This window comes from Variovorax sp. DAIF25 (genome assembly GCF_050711835.1).
Classification (GTDB): Bacteria; Pseudomonadota; Gammaproteobacteria; order Burkholderiales; family Burkholderiaceae_C; genus Variovorax.
This window is the reverse complement of the sequence record NZ_CP136636.1, coordinates 2,315,684-2,336,482: the sequence shown is the minus strand read 5'-3', so window position 1 is coordinate 2,336,482 and position 20,799 is coordinate 2,315,684. Positions and strand designations below refer to the sequence as shown.

At 69.3% G+C, this 20,799-nt stretch carries 19 protein-coding genes; 3 read left to right on the top strand and 16 right to left on the bottom strand.

The features are described 5' to 3' along the window. Positions 1 to 24: 24 nt before the first annotated feature. Both R0232_RS10645 and R0232_RS10640 read right to left on the bottom strand, forming a co-directional pair. Positions 25 to 2,475: a xanthine dehydrogenase family protein molybdopterin-binding subunit gene (locus tag R0232_RS10645; protein WP_431512082.1), complete on the bottom strand. Its 2,451-nt coding sequence runs from the start codon at positions 2,473 to 2,475 to the stop codon at positions 25 to 27. 10 nt (positions 2,476 to 2,485) lie between these two features. Then, the gene (locus tag R0232_RS10640) at positions 2,486 to 2,989 is read right to left on the bottom strand and encodes a (2Fe-2S)-binding protein (protein WP_208512036.1); all 504 of its coding nucleotides are present in this window, start codon (positions 2,987 to 2,989) and stop codon (positions 2,486 to 2,488) included. Between the two features lie 216 nt (positions 2,990 to 3,205). On the opposite strand from R0232_RS10640, the gene R0232_RS10635 reads away from it, so the two are divergent. Continuing rightward, the gene (locus R0232_RS10635; RefSeq protein WP_431512081.1) at positions 3,206 to 4,351 is read left to right on the top strand and encodes a helix-turn-helix domain-containing protein; all 1,146 of its coding nucleotides are present in this window, start codon (positions 3,206 to 3,208) and stop codon (positions 4,349 to 4,351) included. A gap of 1 nt (position 4,352) precedes the next feature. Here the strand turns inward: R0232_RS10635 and R0232_RS10630 are convergent, their stop codons facing one another. The 8 genes from R0232_RS10630 to R0232_RS10595 all read right to left on the bottom strand — a co-directional run bounded on the left by R0232_RS10630 (position 4,353) and on the right by R0232_RS10595 (position 12,253). Beyond that, complete coding sequence (locus tag R0232_RS10630; protein ID WP_203205049.1) at positions 4,353 to 4,730, bottom strand: nuclear transport factor 2 family protein; 378 nt, start codon at positions 4,728 to 4,730, stop codon at positions 4,353 to 4,355. Positions 4,731 to 4,830: 100 nt separating this feature from the next. Then, a complete protein-coding gene (locus R0232_RS10625) occupies positions 4,831 to 6,306 on the bottom strand; it encodes a M81 family metallopeptidase (RefSeq protein ID WP_431512080.1) in 1,476 nt (491 codons plus the stop codon). Beyond that, positions 6,303 to 7,556, bottom strand: coding sequence for a Zn-dependent hydrolase (locus R0232_RS10620; RefSeq protein ID WP_431512079.1), 1,254 nt, complete (start codon positions 7,554 to 7,556; stop codon positions 6,303 to 6,305). The genes R0232_RS10625 and R0232_RS10620 overlap by 4 nt, the downstream gene beginning before the upstream one ends. A gap of 27 nt (positions 7,557 to 7,583) precedes the next feature. Continuing rightward, positions 7,584 to 8,297 carry an ABC transporter ATP-binding protein gene (locus R0232_RS10615; protein WP_431512078.1) on the bottom strand — a complete coding sequence of 238 codons (714 nt, stop codon included), beginning with the start codon at positions 8,295 to 8,297 and terminating at the stop codon, positions 7,584 to 7,586. Next, positions 8,294 to 9,061, bottom strand: a complete 768-nt coding sequence (locus R0232_RS10610; protein WP_431512077.1) for an ABC transporter ATP-binding protein — start codon at positions 9,059 to 9,061, stop codon at positions 8,294 to 8,296. The genes R0232_RS10615 and R0232_RS10610 overlap by 4 nt, the downstream gene beginning before the upstream one ends. Then, complete coding sequence (locus R0232_RS10605) at positions 9,058 to 10,017, bottom strand: branched-chain amino acid ABC transporter permease (protein ID WP_431512076.1); 960 nt, start codon at positions 10,015 to 10,017, stop codon at positions 9,058 to 9,060. The genes R0232_RS10610 and R0232_RS10605 overlap by 4 nt, the downstream gene beginning before the upstream one ends. A 5-nt stretch (positions 10,018 to 10,022) precedes the next feature. Continuing rightward, positions 10,023 to 10,883 carry a branched-chain amino acid ABC transporter permease gene (locus R0232_RS10600; protein ID WP_057589571.1) on the bottom strand — a complete coding sequence of 287 codons (861 nt, stop codon included), beginning with the start codon at positions 10,881 to 10,883 and terminating at the stop codon, positions 10,023 to 10,025. A gap of 164 nt (positions 10,884 to 11,047) precedes the next feature. Next, positions 11,048 to 12,253, bottom strand: a complete 1,206-nt coding sequence (locus R0232_RS10595) for an ABC transporter substrate-binding protein (protein ID WP_431512075.1) — start codon at positions 12,251 to 12,253, stop codon at positions 11,048 to 11,050. Between the two features lie 243 nt (positions 12,254 to 12,496). Between R0232_RS10595 and R0232_RS10590 the strand changes: the two genes are divergently transcribed. Continuing rightward, a complete protein-coding gene (locus R0232_RS10590; RefSeq protein ID WP_431512074.1) occupies positions 12,497 to 13,261 on the top strand; it encodes a FadR/GntR family transcriptional regulator in 765 nt (254 codons plus the stop codon). 9 nt (positions 13,262 to 13,270) lie between these two features. Here the strand turns inward: R0232_RS10590 and R0232_RS10585 are convergent, their stop codons facing one another. Then, positions 13,271 to 14,221 (bottom strand): LysR family transcriptional regulator, encoded by a 951-nt coding sequence (locus R0232_RS10585; RefSeq protein WP_208512027.1) that lies wholly within the window; start codon positions 14,219 to 14,221, stop codon positions 13,271 to 13,273. A gap of 97 nt (positions 14,222 to 14,318) precedes the next feature. Between R0232_RS10585 and R0232_RS10580 the strand changes: the two genes are divergently transcribed. Next, positions 14,319 to 15,671, top strand: a complete 1,353-nt coding sequence (locus tag R0232_RS10580; protein ID WP_431512073.1) for an aspartate aminotransferase family protein — start codon at positions 14,319 to 14,321, stop codon at positions 15,669 to 15,671. 15 nt (positions 15,672 to 15,686) lie between these two features. Here the strand turns inward: R0232_RS10580 and R0232_RS10575 are convergent, their stop codons facing one another. From R0232_RS10575 to phnA, 5 genes are read right to left on the bottom strand one after another with little or no spacing between them, the layout of a single operon-like run. Beyond that, positions 15,687 to 17,075, bottom strand: coding sequence for an FAD-dependent oxidoreductase (locus R0232_RS10575; protein WP_431512072.1), 1,389 nt, complete (start codon positions 17,073 to 17,075; stop codon positions 15,687 to 15,689). A gap of 18 nt (positions 17,076 to 17,093) precedes the next feature. Continuing rightward, complete coding sequence (locus tag R0232_RS10570; RefSeq protein WP_431512071.1) at positions 17,094 to 17,543, bottom strand: N-acetyltransferase family protein; 450 nt, start codon at positions 17,541 to 17,543, stop codon at positions 17,094 to 17,096. Continuing rightward, a complete protein-coding gene (locus R0232_RS10565) occupies positions 17,540 to 18,103 on the bottom strand; it encodes a phosphonate degradation HD-domain oxygenase (RefSeq protein ID WP_093349162.1) in 564 nt (187 codons plus the stop codon). Before R0232_RS10565 ends, R0232_RS10570 begins: the two co-directional genes overlap by 4 nt. A 2-nt stretch (positions 18,104 to 18,105) precedes the next feature. Then, entirely contained in the window at positions 18,106 to 19,554 is a 1,449-nt protein-coding gene (gene phnY, locus R0232_RS10560; protein ID WP_431512070.1) for a phosphonoacetaldehyde dehydrogenase, read from the bottom strand. 18 nt (positions 19,555 to 19,572) lie between these two features. Continuing rightward, a complete protein-coding gene (gene phnA, locus R0232_RS10555; protein WP_431512069.1) occupies positions 19,573 to 20,799 on the bottom strand; it encodes a phosphonoacetate hydrolase in 1,227 nt (408 codons plus the stop codon).

Sequence of the window (20,799 nt, the reverse complement as noted above, 5' to 3'; positions counted from 1 at the left end):
TCTTTATTGGTATGGAGGGGTTGATCAGGCGGCCGGACGGCCCTGCGTGCTGGCGGCCAGCGCGGGCTGCTGCGCCACCGGGTCGCTGGCGGCGCTGCCGCTGCCCTTCTGCATCGCTTCCCAGACGCGGCTCGACGAGGCCGGCATGTCGAAGTCCTTCACGCCCAGCGGCGCCAGCGCATCGAGCACGGCGTTGATGACCGCCGGCGGCGAGCCGATCGCGCCCGCCTCGCCGCAGCCCTTGGTGCCCAGCGGGTTGTGAGTGCAGGGCGTGCAGACGGTGTCGAGCTTGAACTGCGGGAACTCGGCGGCGCGCGGCATGGCGTAGTCCATGAAGCTGCCGGTGAGCAGCTGGCCGGTCTCGTTGTCGTAGACGCAGTTCTCGAGCAGCGCCTGGCCGATGCCCTGCACCAGCCCGCCGTGCACCTGGCCCTCGACGATCATCGGATTGATGATGGTGCCGAAGTCGTCGACCGCGGTGAAACGGTCCACGCGCACCTCGCCGGTCTGCTTGTCGATCTCGACCTCGCAGATGTAGGTGCCGCCCGGGAAGGTGAAGTTGGTCGGGTCGTAGAAGGCGGTTTCGTTCAGGCCCGGCTCGAGCTTGTCGAGCGGATAGTTGTGCGGCACGTAGGCCGTCAGCGCCACCTGGCCGAACGGGATCTTCTTGTCGGTGCCCTTGACCGTGAACTCGCCGTTGGCGAACTCGATGTCGGCGTCGCTCGCCTCCATCAGGTGCGCCGCGATCTTCTTGGCCTTGGCCTCGATCTTGTCGAGCGCCTTCATGATGGCCGCGCCGCCGACCGAGATCGAGCGCGAGCCGTAGGTGCCCATGCCGAAGGGCACGCGGCCGGTGTCGCCGTGCACCACGTCGACCGCCTCGACCGCGATGCCCAGGCGCGCCGCCACCACCTGCGCGAAGGTGGTCTCGTGGCCCTGGCCATGGCTGTGCGAGCCGGTGAACACGGTCACGCTGCCGGTCGGATGGACGCGGATCTCGCCGCACTCGAACAGGCCCGCGCGCGCGCCGAGCGCGCCCGCGATGTTCGACGGCGCGATGCCGCAGGCCTCGATGTAGCTCGAGTAGCCGATGCCGCGCAGCTTGCCGGCCGCCTCGCTGGCCGACTTGCGCTGGCCGTAGCCCTCGACCTCGGCCAGCTTGCGCGCCTTGTCCATGCAGGCATGGAAATCGCCGGTGTCGTACTGCAGCGCCACCGGCGTCTGGTACGGGAAGGCGGTGATGAAGTTGCGCTGGCGGATCTCGTCCTGGCCCAGGTTCATCTCCCAGGCGCAGCGCGAGACCAGCCGCTCGAGCAGGTAGGTGGCCTCGGGCCGGCCGGCGCCGCGGTAGGCGTCGACCGGTGCCGTGTTGGTGAACCAGGCATCGACCTCGACGTAGATCTGCGGCGTGGTGTACTGGCCCGCGAGCAGGGTGGCGTAGAGGATGGTCGGCACCGCGGTCGAGAAGGTCGACAGGTAGGCGCCGAGGTTGGCGTCGGTGTGCACCCGCATCGCGAGGAACTTGCCGTCCTTGTCCATCGCCATCTCGGCATGGCTCACGTGGTCGCGGCCGTGCGCGTCCGACAGGAAGCATTCCGAGCGCTCGGCCGTCCACTTGATGTTGCGGTTGAGCTGCTTGGCGGCCCAGGTCAGGCACACGTCCTCGGCGTAGAGGAAGATCTTCGAGCCGAAGCCGCCGCCCACGTCGGGCGCGATCACGCGCACCTTGTGCTCGGGCAGGCCCAGCACGAAGGCCGTCATCAGCAGCCGCTCGACGTGCGGGTTCTGGTTCGAGACGTAGAGTGTGTAGTCGTCGGTGCCGCGGCTGTAGCTGCCGATGGCCACGCGCGGCTCGATCGGGTTGGGGATCAGCCGGTTGTTGACCAGGTCGAGCTGGGTGACATGCGCGGCGCCCGCGAAGGCGGCATCGACCGCCGCCTTGTCGCCCAGCGCCCACTTGTAGCACTGGTTGTCGGGTGCCTCGTCGTGGATCGTGACGCCGCCGGCCTTCTTCGCGGCGTCGGCCACGCCGACCAGCGCGGGCAGCACCTCGTACTCGACCACCACGGCCTCTGCGGCGTTCTTCGCCTGCTCGACCGTCTCGGCCACCACCATCGCGACGTGGTCGCCGACGTAGCGCACCTTGTTGATCGCGAGGATCGGGTGCATCGGCTCCTTCATCGGCGTGCCGTCGGGGTTGTTGATCAGCCAGCCGCAGGGCAGCCCGCCCATCTTGCCCTCGATGTCCTTGCCGCTGAAGATGCCGACCACGCCGGGCATGGTGAGCGCGTCGGCGATGTCGACCGAGACGACACGCGCATGCGCGTGCGGAGAACGGACGAACACCGCGTGCGACTGGTTGGCCAGCGTGATGTCGTCGGTGTAATTGCCCGCCCCGGTCAGGAACCGGTAGTCTTCCTTGCGCCGGAGCGCGTCGCCGATGTGCGGCAGATTCGCGAAGTCGGAGGCACCCATGTCGTGCTCCTCAGGCCGCGGCCGTGGCCTTGACCGGAACCGGGTTGCCCGAGGCCATGGCCTCGCCGCCCATCACCACGGCCTTGACGATGTTCTGGTAGCCGGTGCAGCGGCACAGGTTGCCGTCGAGCAGCTCGCGGATCTCGGATTCGCTCGACTTCGGGTGGTGGGTGCACAGGTCGATGGCGCTCATGACCATGCCCGGGGTGCAGAAGCCGCATTGCAGGCCGTGGCACTCCTTGAACGCGGCCTGCATCGGGTGCATGGTGCCGTCGGGCTGGGCCACGCCCTCGATGGTGGTGATTTCGGCGCCGGCCACCTGGGCCGCCAGGATGTTGCACGACTTGACGGCCCGGCCGTCGACGTGGACGGTGCAGGCGCCGCACTGGGCGGTGTCGCAGCCGACGTGGGTGCCGGTGAGGTGGAGGTGCTCGCGGATCGCGTGCACGAGGAGGGTGTTGGGTGGCGCGTCGACGGTGACCGAGCGGCCGTTGACCTTGAGGGCTACCTGCATGTGGCTGTCTCCGTGAAGGGTGATGGCTGACAGGCCCGAACCTCGCTGCCGCACGGCGGCATGGGCGGGCCCCGAGGGCATCTTGGATGCCGACCCCCTGCACTATCCTAGGCAAAACCCTCGGCGCTTGCGCCGGGGGCCTGAAATTCTCAAAATGAAACAACTTGCCGTTCGGCAGGTCCTAAAAACGGGCGTCCCACGCGCCCCCGCAAACAGATGCTCGCTTCCAACGCCCTGCCGACACCCGAGCGCTCGCTGGCCATCGCCCAGGCCCGACAGGCCCTGATCCATGGCGATGCCGCCGATCTCCGCGCCCCGCCCGGCAGCCGCATCGAACCCTGGATCGCCCGCTCCTGGCAGCGCTGCATCGAGGCCGGCCAGCAGCCGCAGCAGCGCGTGAGCTTCGAGCCGGTGGGCCGCAGCGCCCAGCGCGCGGTGGCGGAACGCAACCGCGCCCTGGTGTCGGCCGCGCGTCCGGTGATCGAACGCTTGTCGCGCGCCATCGCCGACACCCGCTATTTCGCCGTGCTGACCGATGCCGAGGGCATCGTGGTCGACGTGGGCCTGCTGCCCGACGGCACCGACGACGCCAGCCGCTACGCGCGCAACATCGCGCGCATCGGCGTCGACCTGTCGGAACGCGCCATCGGCACCAGCGCGATCGGCACCGCGCTGGCCGAGCAGGAATCGGTCTGGCTGCACGGCGGCGAGCATTTCTTCGACGACACCAGCGTCTACAGCTGCGCCGGCGCGCCGCTGTTCGGTCCCCAGGGCGACTGCATCGGCATGCTCGACCTGACCGGCGTACAGGTGGCCGAGCGGCCCGAGCTGCGCCACCTCGCGACCCTGTCGGCGCGCAGCATCGAGAACGCGCTGGTGCTGCGCGCGCCCTGCGAGATGCTGCTGCGCCTGGCCTGGCCCGGCTGCGCCACCAGCGAGGCGGCCGAGGGCCTGCTGTGCATCGACGGCGGCGGCAACGTCACCGGCGCCAATGCTGCGGCGCGGCAAATGCTGCACCAGCCGCTGGCGCGCAGCCAGGGCGGCCTGCATTGCAACGACCTGTTCGCGCTGCCGCTCGACATGCTGTTCGATGCCGCGCGGCGCGGCGACGCCGTGCTCGAGGTGCCGCTGTGGTCGGGCCTGCGGGTACAGGTGCGGCCCCAGCGCGGCGACGGCAGCCATGCCAGTGCCGCCGCGCCCGAAGCCCGCCCGCGGCTGCGCGACGTGGAAACCGCGCTGATCCGCAAGGCCGTGGCCGATGCCCGCGGCAACGTGGCCGAGGCGGCGCGCGCGCTGGGCATCAGCCGCGCCACCGTCTACCGCAAGCTCTGGCGCGGGCGCGGCACCGGCACCACGGACTGACTCAGGCGCCGACCGGCACCTTGTCGAGAAAGCCGGTCACCGAGCGCAGCTTGCCCGCGTCCAGCCGCACGAAGTCGGTGCCCTGGATCAGGTCCTCGGCGCCGCTCGGCCCGAGCGTCCACGAGAAGCGCACGTGGTCGCCGTGCGCGTCGGCCTTGCCCAGCAGGTTGAAGCGGAAGCCCGGGTAGCGCTGGTGCACGGCGCCGACCAACGCGCTGATCTGCGCATGGCCGCTGCCCTGCATGATCGGGTCGACGTACTGCGCGTCGGCCGACCAGCCGGCTTCGAGCAGCGCGGCGCGGCGCGCGGGATCGGTCTCGTTCCAGACGGCGATGTAGCCCTGGGCGATGGCGGCGGGGTCGTGTGCGGCGGTGTTCATGGCGACGATTCCTTCTGTGGATGCCCGCGACGTTGCGGGGTGAAGGAATGGTCGTTTCAGCGGCGCCTGGGGTCCATGACGTGGGAGGTCATGAAAGCCTTCAGATCGGGTCGAGCGGAAACACCGGCCGCCGCACCTTGCCGAACGGGAACAGGCCGTAGTCCGAACTGGTCACGCCGCGGCTGTCGCACTCCACCAGCGCGGCCGCGAGCGGCTCGAACACCGGCCGGCAGTACATGCGCGACTTCAGCAGCAGGAAGCGCTCGCGGCGCGGATCGAGCCCCGTGCATGCGAACACGCCGATGTCCCACGGCTCCTGCGTGCGCTCGGTGACCACGATGCGCGCGGCGCCGATGTCGAACAGCACGGTGCGGCCCATGCTGGCGCGCTGGCCGGTGTAGGTCGGGCCGGTGATGACGTACTCGCCGTCGCAGATGCCGCGCACCGTGCCCGTGAGCCGCACCGGCGCGCTCTCGCGGCCGATGCCGGCCAGCGAGACCTTGTTGCCCAGCGCGACCGTCGCACTCGCGCCCTCGCCCGCCGCGATCAGCTGAGCCACCGCCTCGGGATCGCACAGCGGCCCGACGCCGATGCCCTCGAGGCCCTGCGCCAGCGCCTCCTGCAGCACGTCCATGGTGTCGCAGCTGCCGCCCGACATGCAGTTGTCGCCATGGTCGAGCAGCAGCACCGGACGCTCGGTGCCTTCGGCCAACTGCTTCGCGCGCGCGACCGAGTCGGCCAGCGGCTCGCTGTCGTAGACGAAGGCCTCGCGCTCGTTCCACATCTGCGCCGCGATGCGGTCGGCCGTGGCCTGCGCGCGCTCGCCCGACTGCGCGTCGACCACGATCACGCTCATGCACGGCGCCTCGATGTCCGACAGCGAGAAGCCCGCGAGGATCGACACCGCGAGCGATTCGCCCGAGGCCTCGGCCGCGCGCGCGGCGTCGATGGCGCGCTGCATCGCGCCGGTGTAGGAGGCGCTGCGCAGCGTGTGGGCCATCAGCGGCAGCGAATGCCAGCGCATCGCGGGCCGCCCGCGCCCCGCCAGCAGGTCGAGCAGCAGCCGGCCCGCGTGTTCGCCGGTCTCGTACATGTCGACGTGCGGATAGGTCTTGAAGCCGACGATCACGTCGGCGTTCTCCACCATCGCGGGCGTGACGTTGGCATGCAGGTCGAGCGCCACGCCGATCGGCACGCCGGGCGCGGCGGCACGCAGCCGCAGCAGCAGGTCGCCTTCGCCGTCCGCGCTGTTGTGGGCCACCATCGCGCCATGCAGGTCGAGCAGGATCGCGTCGCAACCCGACGCAGCATCGACGATGCGTTGCGTGAGCTCGTCGTAGGCACGCGCATCGACCGGCCCGCTCGGATTGGCCGAGGCCGACACCGGCGTGACCAGCTCGGCGCCGGCCGCCTCGGCCAGGTCGATGAAGGCCGACATCGCGGTGCGCATGCCCTTGTTGTCGCGGTACGCCTGCGCGCCGAAGGTCGGGCCGTCGGGCCCGAAGGCCGCGAGCGGCGTGGGCACGGGCGAGAAGGTGTTGGTCTCGTGGTTGAGACGCGCGATCAGCACCTTCATGCGGCCACCCCGGCGCTGCGAAGCATCGCCTGCAGCAACACATTGCAGCCAGCCTCGAGATGATCGGGCTGCGCATCCTCGATCTCGTTGTGGCTGATGCCGTCGCGGCAGGGCACGAAGATCATCGCCGTGGGGCACACGCGCGCGAGGTACACCGCGTCGTGGCCGGCGCCGCTGATCACGTTCATCCAGCCCAGGCCCTGCGCCTCGGCCGCTTCGCGCACCGCGGACACCAGCGCCGGCGTGAAGGGCTGCGGCGGGAAATATACGACCTGCTCGAGCGTCGCCTCCACCTTCGACGTGCCCGCGATGCGCTGCACCGCCGCCTTGAGCGCCGCGTCCATCGCCGACAGCACCACGTCGTCGGCCGCGCGCAGGTCCACGCTGAGCTTCACCCGGCCCGGGATCACGTTGCGCGAGTTGGGATAGGCATCGATCCAGCCGACCGTGCCGCGCCCGTGCGGCGCATGGGCCAGCGCGATGCGATTGACCTCGGTCACCAGCTCGGCGGCCGCGAGCAGCGCGTCCTTGCGCAGCTCCATCGGCGTGGGACCGGCATGCGCCTCCATGCCCTGCAGCACCACGTCGTACCAGCGCTGGCCCAGCGCGCCCTCGACCACGCCGATGACGCGCTCGTGCGCCTCGAGCACCGGCCCCTGCTCGATGTGCGCCTCGAAGTAGGCGCCAACCGGCGACGAAGCCGCCGAAGCCGGCACGCTGCCCGCGTAGCCGATGGCCGCGAGCGCCTCGGCCACGCTCACGCCCTCGGTGTCGCGCTGCGCGAGCGCATGCTCGAGCGTGAAGGCATCGGCGAACACGCCCGAACCCATCATCACGGGCACGAAGCGCGAGCCCTCCTCGTTGGTCCACACGGCCACCTCGATCGGCGCCTCGGTCTGCACGCCGGCGTCGTTGAGGCAGCGGATCACCTCCAGCCCGGCCAGCACGCCGTAGTTGCCGTCGAACTTGCCGCCCGTGGGCTGGGTGTCGATGTGGCTGCCGGTGGTGACCGGCGGCAGCGTGGCGTTGCGGCCGGCGCGGCGCGCGAAGATGTTGCCGATGGCGTCGACGCGCACCTCGCAGCCCGCCTCGCGCACCCAGCGCACGAACAGGTCGCGGCCCTGGCGGTCGAGTTCGGTCAGCGCGATGCGGCAGACGCCGCCCTTCTCGGTGGCGCCCAGGCGCGCCAGTTCCATCAGCGAGCGCCAGAGGCGCTGGCCGTCGATACGCAGTTCGGTGTGTGATGTCATGGTTTTCTTTGAATCGATGAGTGCGCCTCAGGCGAGGCCCACGCCCAGGTAGCGGTCTTTCACGTCGTGGTCGGCCATGAAGGCGGCATTGCCGGCCTCGTGCACGATCCGGCCCTGCTCGACGATGTAGTGGCGGTCGGCGAGCTGCACGCAGACCTCGAGGTTCTGTTCCACCAGCAGGATCGCGACGCCCGCGGCCTTGATGGTCTGGAGCTGCGCGACGATCTCCTCCACGATCACCGGCGCCAGGCCCTCGACCGGCTCGTCGAGGATCAAGAGGCGCGGGTGATTCATCAGCGCACGGCCGATCGCCAGCATCTGCTGCTCACCGCCCGAGAGCTGGCCGCCGCCGTTGCGGCGCCGCTCCTTCAGGCGCGGAAAGATGCGGTAGATGTCGTCGAGCTGCCACGGCGACTCGCGCCGCTGGCCGAGCAGCAGGTTCTCCTCGACCGTCAGCAGCTTGAAGATGCCGCGGTGCTCGGGCACCAGGCAGACGCCGCGCGCGGCGATGCGGTGCGCGGGCTGGCCCGCGATGTCGGCCCCCTGGAAGCGCACGCGCCCGGCCGTGGGCGTGACCGCGCCCGCGATGCTCTTGAGCGTGGTCGACTTGCCCGCGCCGTTGCGGCCCAGCAGCGTCACCAGTTCGGCCTCGCCCACGCGCAGCGACACGCCCTGCAGCACGTGGCTCTTGCCGTAGTGCGCGTGCAGGCCCTCGACCTCGAGGATGGGGGCCGTGCTCATGCCTTGCCTCCCGTGATCATGTTGCCGAGGTAGGCGCTGCGCACGCGCGCATCGGCGCGGATGTCGCCCGGCAACCCCTCGGCCAGCACGCGGCCCAGCTGCATCACGGTCACGGTGTCGGAGATGTCCATCACGATGTTCATGTTGTGTTCGATCAGCACCACGGTGTGCCGGTCGCGCAGGCCGCGGATCAGCTGCTTCATGTCGTCGAGGTCGTCGATGCCCATGCCCGAGGTCGGTTCGTCGAGGAAGATCGCCTTCGGCCGCGCGGCCAGCGCCATGCCGACCTCGAGCCGCCGCTGCTGGCCGTGCGAGAGCTCGGCCGCCGGCACGTTGGCGAAGCGCTCGAGGCCCACGCGCTGCAGCACCTCGTCCACGATCGCCTTGCAGGCCATCTCGCCGACCGGCGCGCGCCAGCAGTTCATGGCCTGGCGCGGCGCGATGCCCTGCGCCGCCACGCGCAGGTTCTCGCGCACCGCGAGGCTGCCGAACAGGCTCGTGACCTGGAACGAGCGCGCCATGCCGCGCTGCACGCGGCGGTGGTCGGGCTCGCGCGTCACGTCGTAGCCGTCGAACAGGATGCGCCCGCCGGTGGTGGTTCCGGTGCCCGTGAGCATGTGGAACAGCGTGGTCTTGCCCGCGCCGTTCGGGCCGATCACCGAGTGCACGGTGTTGCGGCGGATCTGGAGGTCGACGCCGCCGAGCGCGGCGAACTTGCCGTAGTGCTTGGTGACGCCGACGGCTTCGATGAGGATGTCGCTCATGCTTTCTCTCCCTGCGCGGCGGTGGCGTCTGCGCCTTGCGCGCCCTTCCTGAAGATGCGTCGCCAGGCGCTCTCGCCCAGCCCCCAGAGGCCGCGCTGCATGCCGATGCTCACGCCGATCAGCAGCAGCCCCAACAGCAGCAGCCAGCGCGGCCACAGCGTGGAGAGCCAGTCGGCCAGCAGCACGTAGAAGGCCGAACCCAGCACCGAGGCGAACAGGTTGCCGGTGCCGCCGATCACGGTGATGACCAGGATCATCTCGCTCGTGTGGTACTCGGCGTTCGACAGCGGTGCGATGCCGGTCATCATGGCGTGCAGCCCGCCCGCGAGGCCGGTGACGGCGCCCGAGATCACGAAGGCCAGCAGCTTGAAGCGCCGCAGGTCGTAGCCCACCGCGGCGGCGCGGTCGCCGTTGTCGCGGATCGCCAGCAGCGTGCGGCCGAACACCGAGTCGGTCACGCGCAGCAGCAGGCCGAAGGCGATCAGGAACATCACGGCCACGAAGGCGTAGTACTTCCACGGCGTGTCCATGAAGGCCGGGCGCGGCACGTCGAGCAGGCCGTTGTCGCCGCCGGTCAGGCCCGAGGCCGTGTAGGCCACGAAATAGAACATCTGCGCGAAGGCCAGCGTGAGCATCACGAAGTAGGTGCCGCGCTGGCGGATCGCGACCCAGCCGACCAGCGCCGCGCCGAGCGCGCCCATGCCGATGGCCGCGAGCAGCGCCAGCGGCATCGGCAGCGAAAGCCGCGTGAGCAGGATCGCGATGGTGTAGCTGCCCAGGCCGAAGAAGATGCCCTGGCCGAAGGACAGCAGGCCCGTGTAGCCCAAGAGCAGGTTGCAGCCGAGCGCGGCGAGCGCGTAGATCAGCACCTCGCTCGCGAGCGAGCCCGAGCGCATGAACAACGGCAGCGCCAGCGTGACGGCCAGTGCCAGCAGGAAAGTGATTTTTCTGGGCATGGCGTTCATCCTCTGCGGCCGAGCAGGCCATGCGGGCGCAGCAGCAGCACGGCCGCCATCGCGATGTAGATCATCAGGCTCGCACCGGGCGGCCACAGGGTGCTCATCAGGCTCTGCACGATGCCGATCAGCAGGCCGCCGACCAGCGCGCCGCCGAAGCTGCCGAGCCCGCCGATCACCACCACCACGAAGGCCACGCCGAGCGCCTCCACGCCCATGAAGGGCTCGGCGCCGCGGATCGGCGCGGCCAGCACGCCGGCCAGCGCCGCCGTGGCCGCGCCGAGCGCGAACACCAGGCTGAAGACGCGGAACACGTTGATGCCGAGCAGCGAGACCATCTCGGTCGACTCGCTGCCCGCGCGCACCGCGCTGCCCAGGCGCGTGCCCTCGAGCACCCACCACAGCAGCACCGCGAGCACGGCGGTGAAGCCGATCACGAACAGCCGGTACTTCGGATAGATGAAGCTGCCCCACATCACCACGCCCTGCAGCAGGTCGGGCGTGGGCACGCTGTTGCCCAGCGGACCCCAGAACACGATCACGATCTCCTGCACCGCGAGCGCCAGGCCCACGGTGACGAGGATGTGGAATTCATGCGCCTTCGCGTACACGCGGCGCAGCAGCAGCTTCTCGGCCAGCCAGCCGAGCGCGCCGACGGCCAGCGGCACCAGCACCAGCGCGGCCCAGAAGTTCAGGCCCCACTGCAGCGCCTGGAAGCACAGGTAGGCGCCCAGCAGGTAGAAGGCGCCGTGCGCGAAGTTCACGAAGCGCAGCAGGCCGAACACGATCGACAGGCCGACGGCCAGCAGGAAATACAGCATGCCGATGCCGATGCCGTTGATGGTCTGGAGCAGGTAGACGGACATGGGGGTTCCGGTTTTCAGGATCCGTTCGATCCCGCACGACAACCGTGCAGGTTGCATTCCCCACCACCGTTCGGGCTGAGCCTGTCGAAGCCTGGCGCAGGCGCGAACAGCCCTTCGACAAGCTCAGGGCGAACGGTGGAGAAGGTGTGCGAACGGAAGCGGCGTCAGGCCAGCTTGCAGCCCGTCTTGTCGACGGGCAGGAAGGACTTGCCCGAACTCACCACGTCGACATAGTCCGCCGCGTCCTTCATCTTCGACTTGGCCTTGCCCTTGAGCAGGTAGTAGTCCTTCACCACCTGGTGGTCGGCCTTGCGGATCTCCTCGCCGCCGGTGAGCCCGTCGAACTTCATGCCCTCGAGCGCGGCGATCACGGCCTTCTGGTCGACCGTGCCGGCCTTCACGATGCCGTCGATCAGGATCTTGGTGCAGACGTACGAGCCGGCGAGGCTGTAGTTGGGCACGATCTTGAGCTTGTCGGCGGTGCGCTTGACCAGCTCCTTGTTGAGCGGCGCATCCACCGTGTGCCAGTACTGCGCGCCGAAGTACACGCCGTCGCAGAGGTCGGCGCCGAGCTCGTCGAACTGCTCGAGCCCCGAGGCCCAGGCCATCAGGATCGTCATGTTCTTGTGCATGCCGAAGCTCACCGCCTGGCGCAGCGCGGCCGAGGACTGCGCGCCGAAGTTCAGCAGCAGCAGCACGTCGGGCTTGGCCGCCATCGCGTTGGTGAGGTAGCCGCTGAACTCCTTCTCGTTGAGCGAGTGGTAGCTGTTGCCCACGTGCTCGATGCCCTTCTCCTGGAAGATGGTCTTGGCCGCGCTCAAGAGGCCGTCGCCGAACACGTACTGCGGCGTGATCGTGTACCAGCGCTTGGCCTTGGGCATCTGCGCGACCAGTGGGCGCACCGTCTGCTCGATGGCACCGAAGGTGGGCACCGACCAGCGGAAGGTGGCGGGGTTGCAGTCCTTGCCGGTGATCTCGTCGGCGCCCGCGGTGGTGATGAACAGGCCGCCGGCCTTCTCGGCCTCCTTGCCCATGGCCAGCGCTTCCGACGACAGGATGCCGCCCGCGAAGAACTTCGTGCCCTGCTGCTGCGAGGCTTCCTGCACCTTGCGCACCGCGGTCGCGGGCTTGCCCTCGGTGTCGAGCACCGTGTAGGCCAGCGGGCGCTTGAGCACGCTGCCGTACTGCTCGATCGCCAGCTTCATGCCGAGGTCGGCGAACTTGCCGTTGGCCGCGAAGGCGCCCGACATCGGCACCGGGCAGCCGAAGCGGATCGCCTCGGCCGATTGCGCGAAGGCCGAACGGCCGGCCAGCAGGGAAGCGGGAGCGGCCGACAGGGCGGCCAGTTGAAGAAGGTGTCTGCGTTGCAAGAGGAACTCCGTCGTGGTGAGGGTGGGGAGAGATGGGCGTCCGCGGTCGCGGCGAATTTAAGCGGATAAATAGGATTAATATGCTGGTAAAAACCCGTTAGCAATCCCCGTGCCCAAAAACCACCCACTTCGCGGGCCCCTCGCCCCGCCCGCGTGCACCACGCCGATGCGCCCAGGACCGCTGGGTAAGATCGCCCGCTGTTGCGCATTCCGCGCATCTCCCGAGGGACATCGAGCGTGGGCATGACAGTGGGGCAACACCGCCCGAAGCGACAAAAGCTCTCGGACGTCATCGTCGAGGACGTGAAGCGCTGGATCGTGGCCGAGCGCAAGCAGCCGGGCGACCGGCTGCCGAACGAGAAGGAACTGATCGAGCTGTTCGGCTATTCGAAGAGCACGGTGCGCGAGGCGCTCAAGGCGCTCGAGGTCAGCGGCCTGATCTCGATCCGCACCGGGCCCGGCGGCGGCGCCTACCTGCAGCAGGTGTCGGTCGAGCATGCGTCGGAGCCGCTGCGCAACTTCCTGCACTTCCACCACCTCGACGGCCACCACATCTACCAGCTGCGCAAGGCGCTCGAGCCCGAGCTCGCGGTCAGCGTGGTGGGCCGGCTCACGCCCGAACTGCTCGAGCGGCTCGAGGAGAACGTGCGCCTGTGCACCAAGGAGCCCACCTCCGAGGACGAGCTGCGCATCCAGCGCGAAGCCGAGCTGGCCTTCCACACCATCCTGGCCGAGGCCTGCCCCAACCCGGTGCTGTCCTTCATGTGCCGCTTCCTCAACGACCTGCTGCGCGACCTCGTGGTCTACAAGAAGGCGCTCGACCATCACCACTTCGGCGAGGCCAACGTCGACTACCACACGCAGCTGCTGGCGGCCTACCGCAAGGAGGACGCCGAGACCGTGCGCCGGCTGATGAGCGAGCACATGGTCGACGCCGAGCAGCACATGCACGAGATGGAGGCGCACATCGGCGCCAAGCATCTGCTGGTGCCCAACGCACAGCGCTGAGCGCGTCTCCTACTTGCCGCGGTGCGCCGCCGTGAGGCAGGCCTGGAACGCCAGCACCGCGCGCGAAGGCTTCGGCGAACGCCGCAGCAGGCTCACGAAGCGGCATTCGTAATGGAAGCGCTCGGGCAGCACCGGGCGCATCAGCCCGCGCTGCTCGAACACCTGCGCATAGTGGTCGGGCAGGAAGCCCAGGAAGCGCCCCGACAGGATGAGCGTGGCGATCGCCTCCTGGTCGAAGCCCGTGGCCTTGCGCGAGAGCTGCGCGCGGTGGCTCAGCTCCATGTTCGGCGAGTGGTAGCCCAGGCCCGCGAAATGATGCTCGCGCAGCTTCGGCCAGGTGAGCTTCGCATGGCTGGCCTCGAACAGCGGATGGCCGCGGCCGCAATACAGCAGCATGGTCTCGCCGAACAGCTCCTCATAGACCAGGCTCTTCGAGCTGCGGTGCGCCGGGATGATGCCGATCTGGAAATGACCCTCGAGCACGCCCTGCTCGATCGCGTTGATCGACCCCACGTGCACCGCCAGGCTGACCTCGGGCGCCACTTCGGCAAAACGCGCGATCGCCTCGCCGATGCGCGCCTGCGGATTGGTCGCGGTCTTGTCGAACAGCGCCACCTCGAGCTGGCCTCCCATGCGGTTGTGGATGTCGTCGATGCTGCCGCGGAAGGCATCGACCGAGGCCAGCAGCCGCAGCGTCTCGTCGTAGACGCGCTGGCCCTCGGCCGTGAGGGCGAAGCCGGCCCGGCCGCGCCGGCACAGCACCAGGCCGAGCCGGGTCTCGAGGTCCTTCACATGGCGGCTCACGGTCGAGGTGCCGATGTTGAGCTCGAGCTCGGCCGCCGCCATGCCGCCGCAGTCGACCACGCTCTTGAACACCTTGAGCAGGCGCAGGTCCATGTCGCTGAGCTGGCCCAGCACGGCACGGCTGCGGGCCGTGGAAGCGCCTTCTTTTACTTGCATGGATCGTCAAGTGAACATTGATATTGCGCCATTCTCCACACTGAATGGCTTGCCAACAATCGGCGCGTCACCTTTCCCACCCAACCTGGACGCACCCATGACCCTCGCCACGCCCGATCTCGCCAACCCGGCCCCGCGCACCGATGCCGCCTGGCTCGAGGCGCACTGGATGCCCTACACCGCCAACCGCCAGTTCAAGGCCGACCCGCGCCTGATCGTCGAGGCCAAGGGCGCCTACTTCACCGACCACGAAGGCCGCAAGATCTTCGACGGCCTCTCGGGCCTGTGGTGCTCGGGCCTGGGCCACGGCCGCCCCGAGATCACCGAAGCGGTGAGCCGCCAGATCGCCAAGCTCGACTATTCGCCGGCCTTCCAGTTCGGCCATCCGCTGTCCTTCGAGCTCGCCAACCGGCTCAAGGAACTGACGCCCGCCGGTCTCGACTACGTCTTCTTCACCGGCTCGGGCTCCGAGGCCGCCGACACCTCGCTCAAGATGGCGCGCGCCTACTGGCGCGCCAAGGGCCAGGCGAGCAAGACCCGGCTGATCGGCCGCGAGAAGGGCTACCACGGCGTCAACTTCGGCGGCATCTCGGTCGGCGGCATCGGCGCCAACCGCAAGCTGTTCGGCCAGGGCGTCGAGGCCGACCACCTGCCCCACACCCAGCTCGCGGCCAATGCCTTCACGCGCGGCATGCCCGAAAACGGCGCCGAGCTGGCCGACCGCCTGCTCGACCTGATCGCGCTGCACGACGCCTCGAACATCGCGGCCGTCATCGTCGAGCCCTTCGCCGGTTCGGCCGGCGTGGTGATCCCGCCGCAGGGCTACCTCAAGCGCCTGCGCGACATCTGCACCGCGCACAACATCCTGCTGATCTTCGACGAGGTCATCACCGGCTTCGGCCGCTGCGGCACGCTCACCGGCGCCGATGCCTTCGGCGTGGTGCCCGACATCATGAATGCCGCCAAGCAGATCACCAACGGCGCGCAGCCGCTGGGCGCCGTGATCGCCAGCAAGGAGATCTACGACACCTTCATGGCCGCGGGCGGCCCCGACTACATGCTCGAGTTCCCGCACGGCTACACCTACTCGGCCCACCCGGTGGCCTGCGCCGCCGGCATCGCCGCGCTCGACGTGCTGCAGAAGGAAGACATGCCCGCGCGCGTGAAGGCGCTGGCCCCGCATTTCGAGAACGCCGTGCACAGCCTCAAGGGCAGCAAGCACGTCACCGACATCCGCAACTTCGGCCTCGCGGCCGGCCTCACCATCGCCGCGCTGCCCGGCGAACCGGCGCGCCGCCCCTACGAGATCGCGATGAACTGCTGGAAGAAGGGCTTCTACGTGCGCTACGGCGGCGACACCATCCAGCTCGCGCCGCCGTTCATTTCGGAGAAGGCGGAGATCGATCGCATGATCAATGCGCTGGGCGACGCGCTGGCCGAGACGGCCTGAACGACGGAACGCGGGTCAGGCCTTGTCGGCCTTGCCCGCTGCGTTGGCGAGCTTGCTGAGCATGCGATCCACCAGCCACGGCTGGCGGTTCTCGTCCTCGGCCCGCTCCTTGCGGCGGATCGCATTGCGCACCACGATCGATCCCACGTAGCGCACCGGCTCGGGCGGGAAGTAGCCCAGCGGCCCCTTCGTGATCGGGCTGCGCGTCCAGGCGTTGTCCTGGTCGAGCACCAGCGACGACAGGATCTGCCCGCCCATGTAGGTCGGCCCGACGCCGTTGCCCGAGTAGCCGAAGCCGTAGTAGATGTGCGGCGCGCCATCGAGCCGGCCGAAGAACGGGAAGCCCGTGACCGAGCGGTCGGACGGGCCGTTCCAGCTCGCGGTGATCGGCGTTTCGCTCAGGGCCGGGAAGAAGGAACGCAGCGCCTGCGTGAGCTCGGCCTCGTAGGGCGAGCGCTCGTCGAACACCTTGGCCATGCGCCCGCCCCAGGCGAAGGTGTTGCCGCCCTTGCCCAGCATGAGGCGGCCATCGGCGGTGCTGCGGTAGTAATAGACGAAGGTGCGCGAATCGAGCACCGACACACCATCGACCAGGCCGCTGCGCGCGAGCAACTCGGGGCAGCGCTCGGTGATCACCATATCGCTCGACACGATCGCGATGGTGCGCTCGAACTGCGCGAAGCGGCTGGCCATCCAGGCATTCATCGCGAGCACCAGCTTGTTCGCGCGCACGCTGCCGGCCGGCGTGCGCACCACGACCGGATGGCCGGTGGAGAAATCGAGCATCGGCGTGCGTTCGTGGATGCGGATGCCCATCGCCAGCGCCACGCGCCGCAGCCCGCGCACCAGCTTGCCCGGATGCACGGTGGCCGCGATCGGCGAGTACACGCCCGCGAGGTTGCGCGCCGAGCCCGAGCGCCGCGCCACTTCCTCGGGCGGCAAGGTGCGATAGGAATGGATGCCGCGCGCCTCGAGCGCCCGCATCATCGGATCGAGCGTGCCGACCTGGGCCGGCGAGGTGGCGGTGTAGAGCGTGCCGTCCTGGCGCAGTTCGGCGTCGATGCCGTGGGCGGCGCAGAAGTCGGCGATGTGCTGCACCGCCGCTTCCGAGGCCTTGACCAGGCGCACCGCCTCGTCCTCGCCGAACAGCCGGCGCAGGGTCAGGAACTTGGCCGACCAGGTGAGCAGGCAGCCGCCGTTGCGGCCGCTCGCACCGGCACCGCAGAGGTCGCTCTCGAGGATGACGATGTCGAGCGCGGGCGCCTGCTGCTTGGCCTGGATCGCGGTCCACAGGCCGGTGAAGCCGCCGCCGACGATGCAGAGGTCGGCCTCGCATTCGCCCTGCAGCGCGGGCGCGAGGTCGCCGTCGTGGAACAGGGCCTGTTCGATCCAGAAGGGGCGCATGGCGGCTCCGTGAAGGGGTCAGGGCTTGCGCCGCATCTCGTAGGAAAACTCGGACTCGCGCTCGACGAGGAAGCCGAAGCGCGCATAGAGCGCGCGGGCCGGATTCGCCTTGAGCACGCTGAGCGTGAGGTTCACGCCCGCGCGCTCGGCCTCGGCGACGACCTCGGCCAGCAGCCCGGTGCCGATGCCGCCGCCCTGATAGCGCGACGTGAGCTGGATCTGGATCAGCACCCATTCGTGCGGATCGCGCGACACCTTGAGCAGGCCGACCGGCTCGCCCTCGTGCAGCAGCACCTCGGCGCATTCGAAGCGGTGCATCAGCCGCGCCATGTGGTGCGCGTCGCTGACCTCGGCGCCCGAAGCCACCACGTGGCCGTTCATCGTGCGCTGCCGCAGCGCGAGCAGGAAAGGCACGTCTTCCTGCGTGGCCGGCCGGCGCGCCAGCACGACCAGTGGCGCGGCGCTCATGCGGCGATGGCAGTGGGCTTCAACGCGGCCTCCAGGTGCCGCACGTAATGCGCGAGGTCCGGCGTCTTCGCGTCGGCGCACTTGGCCGTGTCGTCCCAGCGCCGCAGCCGCACCGCGTCCTTCGCGTAAGGCAGCGCCTCGAAGGCACTGGCCTGCGCCGAATCGAACACGCCGCCCTGCAGCTGCAGGCTGCGCTGCGAATCGGGCGACAGCGCCTCGAGGTAGCCGGGCTCGCGCGCGCACAGGAAGCGCTTGGCATCGACGTGCAGCCGGATCGGCTCCAGCGTGGCCGGGCCGAACAGCGCGCGCAGGAACGGCAGGCAGCGGTACTGGTGCAGGTCGTCGAGCCCCTGCTGCGTCGGCGTGCCGCCGAAGTCGTGCAGCAGGTGGCCCAGGTCGTGCAGCAGCGAGGCGGCGATCAGCGCGCTGTCCGCCCCCTCCTGCTCGGCCAGGTGCGCGGATTGCAGCGCATGCTCGAGCTGGGTGACGGGCTCGCCGTCGTACTGGGCATGGCCCTTGGTTTCGAACAGGCCGACGATGTCGGGAAGGCTCAGGCTCATGGTTACCAGGGCAGCGAGTAGGTCTTGGTGTTGGTGAAGCTCTTCATCGCCTCGAGCACGCCTTCCTTGTAGCCCAGGCCGGAGTCCTTGATGCCGCCGAAGGGCGTGAGTTCGAGCCGGTAGCCCGGCACCTCGCGCACGTTGACGCTGCCGACGTTGAGCTCGCGGATGAAGCGCGTGATGTGGTCGAGCCGGTTGGTGCAGATCGACGACGACAGGCCGTAGGCCGTGCCGTTCGAGATGCGGATCGCCTCGTCGATGGTCTTGAAGCGGATCACCGGCGACACGGGTCCGAAGGTCTCGTGCTTGGCCACCGTCATCCCGGGGTCGACGCGGTCGAGCACCGTCGGCGAATACAGCGCGCCGCGGCGCTCGTTGCCGTACAACAGCTTCGCGCCGGCCGCGATGGCCTCGTCGACCACGCCCTCGAACTGCTTCGCGGCGGCCTCGTCGATCACCGTGCCCATGTCGGTGTCGGGATCCATCGGGTCGCCGTACTTCAATGCGCGGGTCTTGGCCACCAGCAGCTCGACGAACTGGTCGGCCACCGATTCGTGCACCAGCATGCGCTTGATCGCGGTGCAGCGCTGGCCCGAGTTCTTGTACGAGCCGCTGGCCGCGAGCGTGGCCGCCTCCTCGATGTCGGCATCGTCCATCACGATGATCGGGTCGTTGCCGCCGAGCTCGAGGATCTGGCGCTTGTAGACCGCCTTGGCCGCGATGTACTTGCCGATCGGCACGCCGCCGGTGAAGGTGACGAGGTCGACGTCGGCATTGGTCAGCAGCTCGTCGGCGATCTCGCGCGGGTCGCCCGTGAGCACCGACAGCATCGGCGGCGGCAGGCCTGCCTCGTAGAGGATGTCGGCCAGCAGGAAGGCCGCCAGCGGCGTCTTCTCGCTGGGCTTGAGCACGATGCGGTTGTTGGTGGCGATGGCCGGCGCCACCTTGTGGATCACTTGGTTGAGCGGATGGTTGAACGGCGTGATGGCCGTGATCGCGCCCTGCAGCGGCTCGCGCAGCGTGTAGACCTTGCGGCTCTTGCCGTGGTGCGTGAGGTCGCAGGAGAACACCTGGCTGTCGTCGACCAGCGCCTGGTTGGCCGCGAACAGCAGCACGTCGGAGGCGCGGCCCACCTCGTAGAGCGAGTCCTTGCGCGACAGGCCCGATTCGAGCGTGATGGTGCGCGAGATCTCGTCGAGGCGCGAGGCGATGATCTCGCCCGCGCGCATCAGGATCTTGTAGCGCTCGTAGCGCGTGAGCGTGGGCTTGTAGTCGCGCGCGATGCGCAGCGCGTTGCGCACGTCGTCGAGCGTGGCCTTGGGCACGGTGGCGATCACCTCGCCGGTGTAGGGATAGGTGACCTCGATCGTGCGGTCGCGGTAGACGCGCTCGCCGGCGATGCGCAGGGCTTCGCGGTGGATGGTGCCTGGCTTCAGCGTGGCTTGGCTCATGGGTGCTCCGGCGGTCGGTTACTGGGCGTGGTTCAGCGCGATGTCGAGCGCATCGAAGTTGCGCAGCCGGCGGCCGGCGGCGATGCCCGCCACCGGGCGGTTGCAGATCAGCGGCACGCGCTGCTCCGACACGCCGCCGTGCGAGCGCAGCGGCACCTCGAGCGCCGACAGGTCGTGGCGGCTGGCCGCGGTGCCGATCACGGTGTTCTTCTCGCTCACGACCACGATGTCGCCGATGCGGTCGGGCGGCAGCTCGAAGCGCTGCGCCGCTTCCTTGCGCGACAGCACCGATTCCATGCCCGGCACCTGCCGGATGCGCTCGATCCAGCCCGGCACGCTGGCCTCGTCGGGCGCGTAGACGGTGGCGAAGGAGCCGAGCGCGCCGTGGTGCACCACGTAGGGATCGGTGATCGGCAGGATCACGCGCGCGGTGCCGGTGCCGTACCAACCGTCGAGCACGTCCTGCAGGTAGATGACGTTGGGCGAGCCGTCGGCGCCGTGCTTGTCGTTCATGCCGTGGTCGGCGGTCAGGACGATGGTGGCGCCGAGCGCATCGAGCTGCGCGAGGTAGCGGTCCATCATCGCGTAGAAGGCATTGGCCTGTTCGCTGCCGGGCGCGGCCTTGTGCTGCACGTAGTCGGTGGTCGACAGGTACATCAGGTCGGGGCGGCGCGACTCCATCAGCTTCACGCCGGCCGCGAACACGAACTCGGAGAGCTCGGCGCTGTAGACCGAGGGCACCGGCATGCCGACCATGCCGAGCACGTCGTCGATGCCGTTCTCCTCCATCGTCACCTGGTCCGACTTCTCGGACGAGAAGCAGATGCCCTTCATGCGGTGGCCCAGCAGCTTGCGCAGCTTGTCCTTGGCCGTGACCACGGCCAGCTTGGCGCCCGCGTCGGCGAAGGCGGCCAGCACGGTGCCGGCGCGCAGGTACTTGGGGTCGTTCATCATCACTTCCTGGCCCAGCTCGCGGTCGAAGAAGTAGTTGCCGCAGATGCCGTGCACCGCGGGCGGCGCGCCGGTCACGATCGACAGGTTGTTCGGGTTGGTGAAGGACGGCACGACGCAGTCGGCCAGCAGGTCGGCGCCCTCCTTTCGCATGCGCCCGATGTACGGCGCCACGCCCGCGGCGATGGCCGCGTCGAGGTAGTCCGGCTCGCAGCCGTCCACGCACACGACCACGATCGGGCGCGCCATCCAGCGGTAGCTCCTGGCATTGACTTCGAGGGTCTCCGGTGTCAT

Bases quoted from the DNA above. Each gene is read 5' to 3' on its own strand.
- R0232_RS10590 (WP_431512074.1), top strand. From the start codon at position 12,497: ATGACAGTGGGGCAACACCGCCCGAAGCGACAAAAGCTCTCGGACGTC.
- R0232_RS10570 (WP_431512071.1), bottom strand. From the start codon at position 17,543: ATGAGCGCCGCGCCACTGGTCGTGCTGGCGCGCCGGCCGGCCACGCAG.
- R0232_RS10635 (WP_431512081.1), top strand. From the start codon at position 3,206: ATGCTCGCTTCCAACGCCCTGCCGACACCCGAGCGCTCGCTGGCCATC.
- R0232_RS10565 (WP_093349162.1), bottom strand. From the start codon at position 18,103: ATGAGCCTGAGCCTTCCCGACATCGTCGGCCTGTTCGAAACCAAGGGC.
- phnA (WP_431512069.1), bottom strand. From the start codon at position 20,799: ATGACACCGGAGACCCTCGAAGTCAATGCCAGGAGCTACCGCTGGATG.
- R0232_RS10610 (WP_431512077.1), bottom strand. From the start codon at position 9,061: ATGAGCGACATCCTCATCGAAGCCGTCGGCGTCACCAAGCACTACGGC.
- R0232_RS10630 (WP_203205049.1), bottom strand. From the start codon at position 4,730: ATGAACACCGCCGCACACGACCCCGCCGCCATCGCCCAGGGCTACATC.
- phnY (WP_431512070.1), bottom strand. From the start codon at position 19,554: ATGAGCCAAGCCACGCTGAAGCCAGGCACCATCCACCGCGAAGCCCTG.
- R0232_RS10645 (WP_431512082.1), bottom strand. From the start codon at position 2,475: ATGGGTGCCTCCGACTTCGCGAATCTGCCGCACATCGGCGACGCGCTC.
- R0232_RS10615 (WP_431512078.1), bottom strand. From the start codon at position 8,297: ATGAGCACGGCCCCCATCCTCGAGGTCGAGGGCCTGCACGCGCACTAC.
- R0232_RS10580 (WP_431512073.1), top strand. From the start codon at position 14,319: ATGACCCTCGCCACGCCCGATCTCGCCAACCCGGCCCCGCGCACCGAT.
- R0232_RS10640 (WP_208512036.1), bottom strand. From the start codon at position 2,989: ATGCAGGTAGCCCTCAAGGTCAACGGCCGCTCGGTCACCGTCGACGCG.
- R0232_RS10585 (WP_208512027.1), bottom strand. From the start codon at position 14,221: ATGCAAGTAAAAGAAGGCGCTTCCACGGCCCGCAGCCGTGCCGTGCTG.
- R0232_RS10625 (WP_431512080.1), bottom strand. From the start codon at position 6,306: ATGAAGGTGCTGATCGCGCGTCTCAACCACGAGACCAACACCTTCTCG.
- R0232_RS10575 (WP_431512072.1), bottom strand. From the start codon at position 17,075: ATGCGCCCCTTCTGGATCGAACAGGCCCTGTTCCACGACGGCGACCTC.
- R0232_RS10605 (WP_431512076.1), bottom strand. From the start codon at position 10,017: ATGCCCAGAAAAATCACTTTCCTGCTGGCACTGGCCGTCACGCTGGCG.
- R0232_RS10600 (WP_057589571.1), bottom strand. From the start codon at position 10,883: ATGTCCGTCTACCTGCTCCAGACCATCAACGGCATCGGCATCGGCATG.
- R0232_RS10620 (WP_431512079.1), bottom strand. From the start codon at position 7,556: ATGACATCACACACCGAACTGCGTATCGACGGCCAGCGCCTCTGGCGC.